Origin of the sequence: Sphingomonas sanguinis (assembly GCF_019297835.1) — a bacterium.
Lineage (GTDB): Bacteria > Pseudomonadota > Alphaproteobacteria > Sphingomonadales > Sphingomonadaceae > Sphingomonas > Sphingomonas sanguinis_D.
On record NZ_CP079203.1, the window covers coordinates 3,233,866 to 3,246,299 of the forward strand.

Consider the following 12,434-nt stretch of genomic DNA (forward strand, 5'->3'; position numbering starts at 1 on the left):
GGCGCGCCGAATCAACCCAGGATATGGGGTGATTCTCGCCAATGACAAGGCCGTGAAGCACTGGGTTCAACGGGTCGGATCGTGCTCGAAACCCAGGCGCGGGGGAAGGGGGATCGGACCGGTGCTATCATACAGCGTCAGGCCCTCGCCCGCCGAGAAGTATCCGACGCGTGTGGCGGCGACCGGCGGCGCGGTGTCGGGAGGCAGGGCGAAGAGAAGTTCGTAATCGTCTCCGGCGGTCGCGGCCGCCAGGCGGGCGGCCCGGTCATCGCCGCCAAAGGCGCGTGCCTCATCGGACAGCGGGATGGCATCGATCGCGATGCTCACCGCCAGCCCGCTCGCCCGCGCCATGCGGCCCGCATCGATCAGCAGGCCGTCTGACACGTCCATCATCGCATGGACCACCGGCCCCAGCGCACGGCCCTCGGCCAGTCGCGGCACGGGGCGGCGGTAGGTTTCGCGCAGGGGAAGCGGCCCGTGGCCGGCCCTTGCGATGGTTAGCCCCAGTCCGGCATCGCCGATCGTGCCGGTGACCCACAGGCCGTCGCCCGCTCTGGCGCCGTCGCGCGACGGCGCGGGCGCATCGCGGCCGAAGGCGGTCAGGGTCAGGGTGCGTGGTCCGCGCTTCGACACGGTGTCGCCACCGATCAGGCGGGCGTCGAAGCGCGTCAGCACCGCCGCCAGCCCGTCGAGAAAGGCGCGGTCCCAAGCCGAGTCGCCCAGCGGATAGTTGAGCAACACCCCCTCGACCAGCGCGCCCTTGGCGGCGAGGTCGGACAGGTTGGTCGCGACCAGCTTCCACGCGACATCGCCAGGCGGGTCGTCGGGCAGGAAATGCACGCCCTCGACCAGCGTGTCGGTGGTGACGACCAGCGGCCCGGCGTCGATCACCGCGCTGTCGTCGACCAGGTGCCGCGCGCCGGGATGCAGCGGCATCCGGCGCAACGCGGCGATGAACTCCGCCTCGGTCATCGGGGCGGTTGGGCCGTCAGGTCCGCGCGACCTTGGCGATCGCGTCGAGCAGGCCGTTGACGAAGCCCGATTCGCGCTTCTCATAAAAGGCGTGCGCGACATCGACATATTCGCTGATGACCGCGCCGACCGGCACGTCATGGCGCGCGATCAGCTCATAGGTCCCGGCGCGCAGGATCGCCTTCATCGGCTTGTCGAGGCGGTTCAGCGTCCAGCCCTTGGCCAGCTTGCCCTCGATCATCACGTCGATTTCGCCCAGGCGCGCCTGCACGCCCTTCACGATGTCGTCGAAGAAATCGATATCGGCATCGGCATATTCGACATCCTCGATCGTCGCGCCGATGCGGTGATTGTGGAATTCGTGGAGCAGCGCCGCCAGCGGGGTCTGTTCCATGTCATGCTGATAAAGCGCCTGAACGGCGGCAAGGCGCGCGGCGGCGCGCGCCTGGGTACGGGCTGGAGGACGAGTCATTGGCGGGCCTTTACCGGGCTGTCGTCAATTCGTCACGTATTTTGGGCGAGGGGGCGTTTCAGCGTGGCCTTCGACTTCGCTCAGGCTGAACGGCGGTTGGGAAACTGGGCGGGATACAAAACTCCGTTCAGCCTGAGCGAAGTCGAAGGCCAAGGGCCGAACCTTTCACAGTTGCCGGCGGAAATACACCACCCGCTCGGTTTCCACGAACCCCAGCGCCCGGTGCATGGCGTGCGAGTCGCCATTGTCCAGTTCGGCATCGGAGGCGAATTCCGTACATCCTCGCGCCCGGCCCCATTCCGCCACCCCCGCGACCAGCGCCCCGGCGACGCCCTGTCGGCGATGGTCGGGATCGACGAACAAGCCCTTCAGAAACAGCACCGGCGACGTGTCGCAGCCATTCACATAATCATGCCGGATCGCCGCCTCGGCAAAACCGATCACTCGGTCATCCACGAGCGCGACGAAATTCCGTCTCCCTCCGGCAACTCCCCCGGTTCGCCTGCTTCCGCGCCCCGGAGTGCCACCCGCAACGCCAGCCATCCTTCCCGATGCTCCGGCGCGGCGGGCGTGACGATCACCGGTTGAGCCGCAACCGCAGCGCCACCGACTTGGCATGCGCCGGAAGCCCCTCGGCATGGGCCAGCGCCACCGTGGCGGGGCCGAGTTCGTTCAGCGCCGTCTCGGTCAGCCCCAGGAAGCTGGTCCGTTTCATGAAGTCGAGCACCGACAGCCCGCTGGCGAAGCGCGCGCGGCGGCCGGTTGGCAGGACGTGATTCGGCCCCGCGACATAATCGCCGATTGCCTCGGGCGTATGGCGGCCCAGGAACACCGACCCGGCATGGCGTAGCCGGTCGAACAGGCTTTGCGGATCGTCGACCGCGAGTTCCAGATGCTCGGGCGCCAGCCGGTCGACCAGCGGCATGGCGGCCTCGAGCGAATCGACGACGATGATCGCGCCGTTCGCATCCCATGCCGTGCGCGCGACGCTGGCGGTGGCCAGCTCGGGAATCTGCCGGTCGACCGCTTCGGCAACACGCTGCGCGAAGTCGGCATCGTCGGTGAACAGGATCGATTGGGTGACGGTGTCATGCTCGGCCTGGCTGAGCAGGTCGGCGGCGATCCAGTCGGGGTCGTTCTTGCCGTCCGCCACGACGACGATCTCGGACGGCCCCGCCACCATGTCGATGCCGACCATGCCATAGACCTGCCGCTTGGCCTCGGCGACCCACGCATTGCCGGGGCCGGTGACGACATCGACCCGCTGGATTCTCCCTGCGCCGTAAGCCAGCGCGCCCACGGCCTGCGCACCGCCGATCCGCCATACCTCGTCCACGCCCGCCAGATGGGCGGCGGCCAGGACCAGGTGGTTGATCTCGCCCTTGGGCGTCGGCGTGACCATGACCAGCCGCTCGACCCCGGCCACCTTGGCGGGGATCGCGTTCATCAGCAGCGAGGAGGGATAGGCCGCGCGCCCGCCGGGCACATAGATCCCGGCGGCATCCACCGCCGTCCAGCGCGCGCCCAGTCGGACGCCCTGCGGATCGACATAGTCGGTATCGGTCGGCTTCTGCTTCTCGTGATAGGCGCGGATACGCGCGGCGGCGAGGTCGAGCGCGGCGCGCAGTTCCGGTTCCAGCGCCTCATAGGCCGCGCGGCAGTCCGCCGGTTCGATCCGCCAGCCGGTCTCGGCCAGGTCGTGCCCGTCGAATTGCTTGGTGAAGGCCGCCACCGCCGCCTCGCCATCGTCGCGGACCGCGCGCAGGATGACCTGCACGTCGCGCGCGACATCGGCGTCGCTCTCGCGGCGGGCATCGACCAGTTCGTCGAACGCGGCCGCAAAGCCAGCATCTTGCGTGTTCAGCCGGATCATGCCGCTTCCCTCTCGGCCACCGCGCGGCGGAACGCCTCGACCAGCGGCACGACCTGGCCCCTCGTCTTCATCGCAGCGCGGTTGACGACCAGGCGCGAGGTGACCTCCTCGATCACCTCGACCTCGACCAGCCCGTTTTCCTTCAGCGTCCGTCCCGACGACACTAGGTCGACGATGCGCGGCGCCAGGCCCAGCGTAGGGGCCAGTTCCATCGCGCCGTTCAGCTTGACGCACTCGGCCTGGACCCCGCGGCGTGCGAAGTGGCGGCTGGTGATGTGCGGATATTTGGTCGCGACGCGGACATGGCTCCACCCGCGCGGATCGTCGCTCTCGGCCATCGCGGCAGGCTCGGCAACCGAGATGCGGCAATGGCCGATCTTCAGGTCGACCGGCGCGTAAAGCTCGGAATAGCCGAATTCGGACAGCACGTCCGACCCGACGATGCCCAGCTGCGCCGCGCCATGCGCGACGAAGGTGGCGACGTCGAAGGCGCGGACGCGGATCAGCTCGATGCCGGGGACATCCGTGGCGAAGCGCAGCGCGCGGCTGTCCTTGTCGGTGAAGGCGGCTTCGGGCCGGATGCCGGCGGCGGCGAGCAGCGGCAGCGCCTCGGCCAGGATGCGTCCCTTGGGGACGGCGATGATGAGCGGCTGGACCATGAGGATCGGGGGCTTAACCCCCGCCACCGGGGATCGCAATTCTTATCCTCCCCGGTACGGGGAGGGGGACCGCCGCGAAGCGGTGGTGGAGGGGGCGTCCCGCAAGGTACGCCCTGTGTGGATGGCCCCCTCCGTCAGGCCTGCGGCCTGCCACCTCCCCGTGCCGGGGAGGATTTGAGATCGTTACACCTTGGCGGCGTAGATCATCCGGCCGGGGCCGAGATTGGCGAACACGCGGTCCAAGTCGTTCTCGCCGACCGCGAAGCAGCCCTGGCTGCGGCCCAGCATCCCATGCGTCTTGATCATATCGCGATTGGCGTACCAGGCCGAATGCACCACGATCGCGCGGCCCAGCGCATTGTCGTTGGTCGGGTCCAGCCCGATCAGGCGCTGCGACCGGCCATGCTTGCCGACATAATAATTGTCGGTGAGGAAGGCGCCCTCGCTGCTGGCGTTCGAGTTGAACGCGTTGGAAAAACGCTGGACATAGCCGCTGTGCGACGGATCCGAGCCGCTGCCGTGCGAGACGAGCAGCGAAGTGCTCTTGCCGCTGATCAGGTCGACCAGATGGAGGCGCGGTTCGGACGAGCCGACCGCGAAATCGACGATCGCCATCCGGTCGCGCTGGCGCACCTGCGAACCATGCTTCTGCAGCGAGGCCATCGCCTGACGCAGCAGCGCCGGGCGGACGACCCGCGACGAGGCCAGGATCGCCTGCGGCACCGCCGGAACGGTCGGGCGGCTCGGGATCGGGGGCTGGCGCACCGGGCGAAGATCGCCCGCCGTCAGCCGTTCGCGAGCGGCCACAGCCCCCGGAACCGCCAGTGCCCCGGCCAGCACCAGCGCGTTCTTAAGCAGCGCGCGCCGACCCGGCGCCGCGTCCAGATTATCGTGCATTTTGGTCCTTCAACCCCAGAAATCCCGCGACACCTATGTAGCAAAGGTTGGGCCATTTTTCTGCCCATCACCCCATCGGTTGATCGCTTGGTTCCATCGATTCAGCGAAAGTTCCGCGTCATCGCAAAAATTTTCGTTCGGCACCAATAGTCGCTTGACGTGTTTAAGAATTTGTGAACTCGCCAAGGAAAAGGGATATGAAGGCTCTCGCTTTTGCCGCCCTGTTGGGCGCGACGACGCTGGGTTTGGCCGCACCGGCATTGGCCGAGGACGGGCCCGGCACCATCGCCGTGGCGCAGGCCGCGGCCGCACTCGCCCCCAACCGATTCGTCTGGGCCGATCCGTCGACGGTGCAGGCCGATCCGGTCACCCAGCCGGTGACCGTGGTTGTCAGCATTCCGATGCAGCGTGCCTATGTCTATCGCGGCGACACGATGATCGCGGCGGCGACCGTGTCCACCGGCAAGGATGGCAAGGACACGCCCACGGGCGTTTTCCCGATCCTCCAGAAGCGCGAGATGCACCGCAGCAACCTGTACAACGCGGCGCCCATGCCGTTCATGCAGCGGCTGACCTGGGACGGTGTGGCGCTCCATGCGGGCAACAATCCGGGCTTCCCCGATTCGCATGGTTGCATCCGACTGCCCGCCGCTTTTGCCAAGAAGCTGTTTTCGATCACCTCGGTGGGGACGAACGTGATCGTCACCGACCAGATGGTCGGCGATCATCTCGATCCGATGCTGCTGGAAACAGAGGCGAGCCAGGCGAATCAGGCGCAGCTGGCGTCACTGTCGCGGTGAGGTTGTTCCCTTGCGCTTCGACTACGCTCAGCGTGAACGGGGTTTAGTATCAAGCTCCGTTCAGCCTGAGCGAAGTCGAAGGCCACGCGAAGGCCTAAGCCACCAATCCCAAAGCCCGAAGCTGCGGCCGCAACGTCGCCTCATCGGTAAAGTGCAGCGCATGCATTCCCAGCGCCGCCGCCGCATCGATATTCGCGCGGTTGTCGTCGATGAATACCGCCTGCCCCGGCTCCAACCCGAATCGGGTGAGCGCGAGGCGGTAGATGGCGGGATCGGGCTTCACCAGCTTTTCGGCGCCCGACACCACGATATCACGGAAGCGATCGAACAGCGCCGATTCGCGCGCGCGGAAGGGCGGCCAGAATTCGTGGCTGAAGTTCGTAATCGCGAACAGGGGCACGCCCGCCGCATCCAGTTCGGCGACGAGTTCGTGCATCCCGGCGATCGGATCACCGATGCTGTCGCTGAAGCGCGGCCCCCAGGCGGCGATCAGTTCCCGATGCTGCGGGTACAGCGCGATCAGCTCCGCCGAGGTGTCGGCGAAGTCGCGGCCCGCATCATGCTGGAAATGCCACTCGGTGGTAACGACGTCGCGCACAAATGCATCGAGCGCCCGATCGTCCGCGATCAGGCGCCGATACAGGATCCGGGGATCCCAGTCGTAAAGCACACGACCGACGTCGAAGATGACGGCGGTCGGCCGATCGGCGTGCGTCGCGAGCCGTTCGCCCGCCACGTTCGATTCGATCGGCATCAGGGCTGATTAGCCCTGGCGCGCCTTGAAACGACGGTTGGTCTTGTTGATGACATAGGTGCGGCCGCGACGGCGGATCACGCGGTTGTCCCGGTGACGATCCTTGAGCGACTTCAGGGAATTGCGGATCTTCATGATCGATTCGCTTCTTTTGAACTGGAGGGTGATCTGGAAAGCGTCGCCGCCTAGTGGCAACCGGCGCTTAAGTCAAGGTTCCGGCATGACGGATGGGTCATGATCGCCGCGCCCTCTTCCGCCACCGGATCATCCCTCATATGTCATGCGTTGCCCATCCGTAACATCCTTTAAGGTGTCTTCAACGCATGAAAGCCCGCTCGCTCCTGATCCTCGCGGCCGCCGCCGGTACGCTGGCCGCCTGTTCCACCACGGGCGGGCGTCTGCCGCCGACCGAGGTGATCCGCTATCACCTGGGCGAGCCGATCGCGCGCGGGACCATCCGGGTCGAGCCGCTGTCGAACACCGGCCCGGCCAGCATCGAGTTCAAGACCTATGCCGCCGCGGTCGAGACCGCGCTGCTGCGCAATGGCTATACGCTGCCCCAGGGCGATGCGCAGCCCGACTATATCGCGACCGTGTCCTTCACCCGCGCCAACCGGCTGGGGCCGCCGCGTCCCTCGCCCTTCTCGATCGGTCTGGGGGGCGGCAGCTTCTCGGGCGGTCGTGGCGGTGGCGTCGGGCTGGGCGGGGGGCTGAGCTTCCCGATCGGCAAGAGCCAGCCGCAGGAGATCATCGGCACCGAATTGTCGGTCCAGATCAAGCGCCGCATGGACCAGTCGCCTATCTGGGAAGGCAGCGCACGCAACATCGCGCCGGTTCAGACGCTGGCCAAGCTGGACGCGCAGGCGCAGGCCGCCAAGCTCGCCGATGCGCTGTTCACCAAATTCCCCGGCGAATCGGGCCGCACGATCGAGGTGAAGTAAGACGATGACGCTGACCATCAACGCGTCCTTCGACGGCGGCAACATCCGCGTGGTGGCGATCGAAGGCGACCGGGTCGACCTGGAAATCGTCAAGGACAAGGATTCGGACTTCTATCAGTGGTTCTATTTCCGCGTCGGCGGGGCGAAGGGGCGCACGCTGACCTTCCGCATCCTGAACGGCGCGGATTCGGCCTTTCCCGATGGCTGGCCGAACTACCATGTCCGCGCCTCGACCGACCGGCGGGAATGGCGAATGACGCCGACGACCTATGCCGACGGCGTGCTGGAATGGCAGTGGACGGGCGAGTCGGACCTCGCCTGGTTCGCCTATTTCGAGCCGTACACGATGGAGCGGCACAGCGACCTGATCGCGCGAATCGCCGCGCGGGGCGTTCATCACGAAGAGATCGGCCAGACGCTGGACGGCCAGCCGATTGACTATTTCCGCCTTGGCTCCGGCCCCAAGCAGGTGTGGCTCTATGCCCGCCAGCATCCGGGCGAATCGATGGCCGAATGGTGGATGGAGGGCGCGCTGGACTGGCTGACCAGCCCGGCGGCCGAGTCGCTGCTGGCGGCGGCGACCGTCCATGTCGTGCCCAACATGAACCCCGATGGCACGCGGCGCGGGCATCTGCGCACCAATGCGGCGGGGGTGAACCTCAACCGCGAATGGCATGAGCCGACCCCCGAGCGCAGTCCCGAAGTGCTGTGCGTGCGCAACCGCATGGACCAGACCGGCGTCGATTTCGCGATCGACGCGCATGGCGACGAGGCGATTCCGGCGAACTTCATCGCCGGGTTCGAGGGGATTCCCAGCTGGACCGAGGAGCATGGCGCCAAATTCTATGAATTCGGCCGCCGCCTCGCCGCGCATACGCCCGATTTCCAGACCCAGATGGGCTATGAGAAGTCGAGCGCGGGCAATGCGAACCTCGCCATGTCGACCAACCAGCTCGCCGAGCGGTTCGGTGCGGTGTCGGTGACGCTGGAAATGCCGTTCAAGGACCATGCCCCGAATCCGGACCGCGTCCATGGCTGGTCCGGCGAGCGTTCGGCCAAGCTGGGCGTGGCGTGCCTGGAGGTGCTGTCGGAGATGATCGGGGAGATTTGATCCGTGCGGGCGGGGAAGCCCTTGGGAGAGGGTTTCCCTTGGCCTTCGACTTCGCTCAGGCTGAACGGAGTTTGGAGCGGATTCCCGACACCCGTTCAGCCTGAGCGAAGTCGAAGGCCACGCCCGACGCTATCGCCGCACCCCCTCCGCCGCGAGATAGCCATCCATTTCCGCCAAAACCCGCTCCAGTCCGGCGCTATCCCCCGACTCGGCGCGCACGGTCAGCGCGGCCTGCGTATTGGACGCGCGGAGCAACCACCAGCCATCCGCCGTCCGCACCCGGACGCCATCGGTGTGGTTGATGTCCGCCCCGTCACGCGCCAGCGCCGCCGCCACGCGCTCGACAAGCGCGAACTTGTCCGCCTCCGGCACGACGATTCGCGTCTCGGGAATATCGACCATCGCGGGCATCGTACCGCGCAGCTCGGTCATCGAGCGACCTGCCAGACGGACGCTGCGAATCAGCCGGATCGCGGCGTAATGCGCATCGTCGAAGCCGTACCATTCGCCCGCGAAGAACATATGCCCCGACATCTCGCCGCCTAGCGGAGCGGCTGTTTCGAGCATCTTGGTCTTCATCAGGCTGTGGCCGGTCTTCCACATGACCGGCTGGCCGCCGAGCGCCTCGATATGGTCGAACAGCGCCTGGCTGGCCTTCACGTCCGCGACGATCGGCGCGCCGGGATGCTCGGTCAGGGCAGGGCCTGCCAGCAGCATCAATATCTGGTCGCCCCAGATGACCCGGCCCCGTCCGTCCACCGCGCCGATCCGGTCGCCATCGCCGTCGAAAGCGAATCCGAAATCGAGCTGCTTGGCGGCGACCAGATTCTTCAGCGCGTCTAAATTCGCCTCGACCGTCGGATCGGGGTGATGATGCGGGAAATGACCGTCCACATCGGTGAACAGCGTGTGATGCTCACCCGGCAGGCGCTGGACCAGCTTTTCGATGACCGGGCCGGACGCGCCGCTGCCGCAGTCCCAGCCGATCCGGTATTCGCCGCCCCCATAGCCGGCCAGCAGCCGTTCGACATAGGCGTCGAGAATGTCGACCTGCTCGACCGTACCCGCGCCCTCAGTCCAGTCGCGTGCCGCCGCCATGCGGGCCAGGTCCTGGACATCCTCGCCGAAAAAGGGGCGATGGCGCAGCACCATCTTGAAGCCGTTGTCGTCGCGGGGATTATGGCTGCCCGTTACCTGTACGGCGCCGTCCACCTTTAGGGTCGCTTCAGCGAAATAGACCATCGGCGTCGGGCCAAGGCCGATGCGCACGACATCGACGCCGCTGTCGGTCAGCCCGTCGACCAGCGCGGCCTCCAGCATCGGTGAGCTGAGCCGTCCGTCGCGCCCGACCACGACGCGGGCGCCGCCCGCCCGCCGTACCCGCGTCGCGAACCCGCGACCGACCGCATAGGCGGCGCCCTCGTCCAGCGTCTCGGGCACGGTGCCGCGCACGTCGTATTCGCGGCAGGCGCTCGGGTGGATCGCGGCGATCCGCTCAGCCCCCCGATCACCCATCGCGGCGCGCCATTAACAGGTCGCGCGCGGCGTTGACCCGCCGCGTCAGGTCGGCCGAGCCGCCGCGATCGGGGTGGACTTGCCCGATCAGGCGACGATGCGCCTGGCGGATCGCCTCGGCATCCGCGCCCGGCGGCAGGTCCAGGATCGCCAGCGCATCCGCCTCGTCACGCGGCAGCCGGGGCGCGGGTTTCGGCCTGGCCGGGCGCGGCATATAGCGCCACACCAGCCAGATGACCGCCAGCGCGATCAGCCATTTCATGCGGCGGCGTCTGCCTCTTTGGTAGCCATTTCGGCCCCCGCCTCGGGCAGTTGCAGCGCGGCCATCATTTCGCGCAGTTCCTGCCGCGCGGCGACATGGCCCAGCCCCATCGCGCCGAATTCCTTGGCGTCGATCATGGTCAGGCCGTTGGGGAACATCTCACGATAGATGACGCGCTCGCCCAGCCCCGGGATGACGCGGAAACCGACCCGGCGCGACAGGTCGACCAGTGCATCCGACACGCGGCGCATGTTGCGCGCCTCGATATGCTGAAGCCGGTTGCGCAGCACGACCCAGTCGATGGTGGTGCCGTCGGCACGCGCCCGCTGCTTGCGCGCGTCCCAGATCAGCTCCGAATAGAAGCTGGGGCGCGTCACCTGGAATGTCTCCGGGTCGACTTGTCCGATCAGGTCGAAGTCGACGAAGCTGTCGTTCATCGGCGTGACCAGCGTGTTGGACAGGGCCGCCGCCGTGCGCGCGAAGTGATCGTCGCGCCCCGGCGTGTCGACGATCAGGAAGTCGGCGTCCTGCGACAGGCCGAACCACAGCTCCTCGAACCCTTCCTCCGTCTGGCTGGTGTGAGTCGCATGGATGGGCATGGGCAGCTTGTGCCCGGTGCGCTTGATCGTCTCGGCCCGATTGTCGAGATAGCGGCCGACCGTCCGCTGGCGATGATCCAGATCGAGGCACGCGACGCGTGCACCCTTGGCGGCCAGCGCGATCGCCACATGAACCGCCGTCGTCGATTTGCCTGTGCCACCTTTTTCATTGGCAAAGACAATCACGTGCGTTGAAGATAGCCGTTCCGGCAACTCGTCGCTTCCTTATTGATCCCCGTTGCCACCCTACATAGAAGCCCTCGGCGTGGGGAACGAGGGGTAAAATCAGTGCAAGTCATTCGGGATCGCGAAGCCTTGGTCGAGGCGCTCGCCGCTCTGCGGGCCGAGGGCGCGCGCGTGGCGCTGGTGCCGACCATGGGCGCGCTCCACACCGGGCATATCGCGCTGATCGAGGCGGCGAAGCGGCCGGGCACCAAGGTCGTGGCGTCGATCTTCGTGAACCCCAAGCAGTTCGGCGCGGGCGAGGATCTTGGCCGCTATCCCCGGCGCGAGCAGTCCGACATCCGGATGCTGACCGAGGCGGGCTGCGACCTGCTGTGGATGCCGAGCGTCGAGGTGATGTACCCGGAGGGGCATGCGACCTCGATCCGCGTCGACGGCGTCAGCGAAGGGCTGGAGGGCGCATCGCGCCCTGGCCATTTCGACGGAGTCGCCACCGTCGTCGCCAAGCTGTTCAACCAGGTCGGCCCCGACGCCGCCTATTTCGGCGAGAAGGATTTCCAGCAGCTGGCGGTGATCCGCCGCATGGTCGCCGATCTCGACTTCCCCATCGACGTGGTCGGCGTGCCCACCCAGCGTGACGATGACGGCCTCGCCCTGTCGTCGCGCAACATCTATCTCGACGAGGAGCAGCGGGCCAAGGCGGTCGCCCTGCCGCGGGCGCTGGGCGTCGCGGCGCGCGCCATTGGGCGCGGTGAGGAAGTGGCGACCATTTTGGCCGATGCCCGCGCGACGCTGACCGCTGCCGGATTCGAGGTCGATTATGTCGAGCTGGTCGACGCGGTAACACTTTCACTCGATTGCAATGTCGGTCGCCCGTGCAGGCTGGTCGCCGCCGCACGTATGGGATCGACCAGACTGATCGATAATATCGCTGTCACCGACCCGTCATGAGTTAACCAATTTGTGACCGTTTTGGCCATAGACCTAGTGTCGGACGCAGAGGGGTCCGAACAGAGGGGCAGGATATGGCCAATAGCAGCAAGTCCGCACAGTTTCTGATGGAAAGCCGGTTCGCCGACCATGTGGCGACCGATGACGGTGCGACGATGTACGATCTGGGGGTCGCCTATTCGACCGGGTCCGCAGGCAAGCAGTTGGATTTGGTCGAGGCGCATAAGTGGTTCAACCTGGCGGCGGTCGCGGGTTTCCTGCCGGCGCAGATCGCGCGCGCCGAAGTGGCCAGCGACATGACCGCCCGCGAAATCGCCGAGGCGCAGCGTCAGGCCCGCGCTTTCCTCCACGGCAACATGCCACAGATGCGCGCGGCCTGAACCTGCCGACCGCCGCATGCTGATCCGCCCGAACGGGGCGGGCCGGGATCAGCTTACGGAATCGG

At 66.9% G+C, this 12,434-nt stretch carries 16 protein-coding genes; 5 read left to right on the forward strand and 11 right to left on the reverse strand.

What is annotated here, in order from left to right; genetic code table 11:
- Positions 1–66: 66 nt before the first annotated feature.
- From thiL to KV697_RS15165, 6 genes are all read right to left on the reverse strand, one after another.
- Positions 67–972, reverse strand: a complete 906-nt coding sequence (gene thiL / locus KV697_RS15140) for a thiamine-phosphate kinase (protein WP_219018903.1) — start codon at positions 970–972, stop codon at positions 67–69.
- Between the two features lie 16 nt (positions 973–988).
- On the reverse strand, positions 989–1,444 hold the full coding sequence (gene nusB / locus KV697_RS15145; RefSeq protein ID WP_219018904.1) for a transcription antitermination factor NusB: 456 nt from the start codon (positions 1,442–1,444) through the stop codon (positions 989–991).
- Positions 1,445–1,609: 165 nt separating this feature from the next.
- Entirely contained in the window at positions 1,610–1,888 is a 279-nt protein-coding gene (gene aac(6'), locus KV697_RS15150) for an aminoglycoside 6'-N-acetyltransferase (RefSeq protein WP_219018905.1), read from the reverse strand.
- Between the two features lie 133 nt (positions 1,889–2,021).
- A complete protein-coding gene (gene hisD, locus KV697_RS15155) occupies positions 2,022–3,317 on the reverse strand; it encodes a histidinol dehydrogenase (RefSeq protein ID WP_219018906.1) in 1,296 nt (431 codons plus the stop codon).
- Positions 3,314–3,976 carry an ATP phosphoribosyltransferase gene (gene hisG / locus KV697_RS15160; protein WP_219018907.1) on the reverse strand — a complete coding sequence of 221 codons (663 nt, stop codon included), beginning with the start codon at positions 3,974–3,976 and terminating at the stop codon, positions 3,314–3,316. The genes hisD and hisG overlap by 4 nt, the downstream gene beginning before the upstream one ends.
- Before the next feature lie 183 nt (positions 3,977–4,159).
- Positions 4,160–4,873 carry a murein L,D-transpeptidase catalytic domain family protein gene (locus tag KV697_RS15165; RefSeq protein ID WP_219018908.1) on the reverse strand — a complete coding sequence of 238 codons (714 nt, stop codon included), beginning with the start codon at positions 4,871–4,873 and terminating at the stop codon, positions 4,160–4,162.
- 197 nt (positions 4,874–5,070) lie between these two features.
- Between KV697_RS15165 and KV697_RS15170 the strand changes: the two genes are divergently transcribed.
- Positions 5,071–5,673 (forward strand): L,D-transpeptidase family protein, encoded by a 603-nt coding sequence (locus KV697_RS15170; protein WP_219018909.1) that lies wholly within the window; start codon positions 5,071–5,073, stop codon positions 5,671–5,673.
- Positions 5,674–5,767: 94 nt separating this feature from the next.
- Here the strand turns inward: KV697_RS15170 and KV697_RS15175 are convergent, their stop codons facing one another.
- Positions 5,768–6,427, reverse strand: a complete 660-nt coding sequence (locus KV697_RS15175; RefSeq protein WP_219018910.1) for an HAD family hydrolase — start codon at positions 6,425–6,427, stop codon at positions 5,768–5,770.
- 9 nt (positions 6,428–6,436) lie between these two features.
- Complete coding sequence (gene ykgO, locus KV697_RS15180) at positions 6,437–6,562, reverse strand: type B 50S ribosomal protein L36 (RefSeq protein WP_003046794.1); 126 nt, start codon at positions 6,560–6,562, stop codon at positions 6,437–6,439.
- A 188-nt stretch (positions 6,563–6,750) separates the two neighbouring features.
- On the opposite strand from ykgO, the gene KV697_RS15185 reads away from it, so the two are divergent.
- Both KV697_RS15185 and KV697_RS15190 read left to right on the forward strand, forming a co-directional pair.
- On the forward strand, positions 6,751–7,368 hold the full coding sequence (locus KV697_RS15185; RefSeq protein ID WP_219018911.1) for a DUF4136 domain-containing protein: 618 nt from the start codon (positions 6,751–6,753) through the stop codon (positions 7,366–7,368).
- 4 nt (positions 7,369–7,372) lie between these two features.
- A complete protein-coding gene (locus KV697_RS15190; protein WP_219018912.1) occupies positions 7,373–8,479 on the forward strand; it encodes a M14 family metallopeptidase in 1,107 nt (368 codons plus the stop codon).
- A gap of 129 nt (positions 8,480–8,608) precedes the next feature.
- Here the strand turns inward: KV697_RS15190 and pgmG are convergent, their stop codons facing one another.
- Genes pgmG through KV697_RS15205 form a run of 3 tightly spaced genes read right to left on the reverse strand, consistent with a single transcriptional unit; the run spans position 8,609 to position 11,068 of the window.
- Positions 8,609–9,994 (reverse strand): phosphoglucomutase/phosphomannomutase PgmG, encoded by a 1,386-nt coding sequence (gene pgmG / locus KV697_RS15195; protein WP_219018913.1) that lies wholly within the window; start codon positions 9,992–9,994, stop codon positions 8,609–8,611.
- Positions 9,987–10,256, reverse strand: coding sequence for a J domain-containing protein (locus tag KV697_RS15200; protein ID WP_219018914.1), 270 nt, complete (start codon positions 10,254–10,256; stop codon positions 9,987–9,989). Before KV697_RS15200 ends, pgmG begins: the two co-directional genes overlap by 8 nt.
- On the reverse strand, positions 10,253–11,068 hold the full coding sequence (locus KV697_RS15205; protein WP_219018915.1) for a division plane positioning ATPase MipZ: 816 nt from the start codon (positions 11,066–11,068) through the stop codon (positions 10,253–10,255). Before KV697_RS15205 ends, KV697_RS15200 begins: the two co-directional genes overlap by 4 nt.
- Positions 11,069–11,143: 75 nt before the next feature.
- Here KV697_RS15205 and panC point away from each other — a divergent pair, with 75 nt between their 5' ends.
- Complete coding sequence (gene panC, locus KV697_RS15210; protein ID WP_219018916.1) at positions 11,144–11,989, forward strand: pantoate--beta-alanine ligase; 846 nt, start codon at positions 11,144–11,146, stop codon at positions 11,987–11,989.
- A 74-nt stretch (positions 11,990–12,063) separates the two neighbouring features.
- Positions 12,064–12,369 carry a hypothetical protein gene (locus KV697_RS15215; RefSeq protein WP_219018917.1) on the forward strand — a complete coding sequence of 102 codons (306 nt, stop codon included), beginning with the start codon at positions 12,064–12,066 and terminating at the stop codon, positions 12,367–12,369.
- The last annotated feature ends 65 nt before the right edge of the window (positions 12,370–12,434 follow it).

Bases quoted from the DNA above. Each gene is read 5' to 3' on its own strand.
- hisG (WP_219018907.1), bottom strand. From the start codon at position 3,976: ATGGTCCAGCCGCTCATCATCGCCGTCCCCAAGGGACGCATCCTGGCC.
- pgmG (WP_219018913.1), bottom strand. From the start codon at position 9,994: ATGGGTGATCGGGGGGCTGAGCGGATCGCCGCGATCCACCCGAGCGCC.
- nusB (WP_219018904.1), bottom strand. From the start codon at position 1,444: ATGACTCGTCCTCCAGCCCGTACCCAGGCGCGCGCCGCCGCGCGCCTT.
- KV697_RS15175 (WP_219018910.1), bottom strand. From the start codon at position 6,427: ATGCCGATCGAATCGAACGTGGCGGGCGAACGGCTCGCGACGCACGCC.
- KV697_RS15190 (WP_219018912.1), top strand. From the start codon at position 7,373: ATGACGCTGACCATCAACGCGTCCTTCGACGGCGGCAACATCCGCGTG.
- KV697_RS15215 (WP_219018917.1), top strand. From the start codon at position 12,064: ATGGCCAATAGCAGCAAGTCCGCACAGTTTCTGATGGAAAGCCGGTTC.
- KV697_RS15185 (WP_219018911.1), top strand. From the start codon at position 6,751: ATGAAAGCCCGCTCGCTCCTGATCCTCGCGGCCGCCGCCGGTACGCTG.
- KV697_RS15200 (WP_219018914.1), bottom strand. From the start codon at position 10,256: ATGAAATGGCTGATCGCGCTGGCGGTCATCTGGCTGGTGTGGCGCTAT.
- hisD (WP_219018906.1), bottom strand. From the start codon at position 3,317: ATGATCCGGCTGAACACGCAAGATGCTGGCTTTGCGGCCGCGTTCGAC.
- thiL (WP_219018903.1), bottom strand. From the start codon at position 972: ATGACCGAGGCGGAGTTCATCGCCGCGTTGCGCCGGATGCCGCTGCAT.
- KV697_RS15170 (WP_219018909.1), top strand. From the start codon at position 5,071: ATGAAGGCTCTCGCTTTTGCCGCCCTGTTGGGCGCGACGACGCTGGGT.
- KV697_RS15165 (WP_219018908.1), bottom strand. From the start codon at position 4,873: ATGCACGATAATCTGGACGCGGCGCCGGGTCGGCGCGCGCTGCTTAAG.
- ykgO (WP_003046794.1), bottom strand. From the start codon at position 6,562: ATGAAGATCCGCAATTCCCTGAAGTCGCTCAAGGATCGTCACCGGGAC.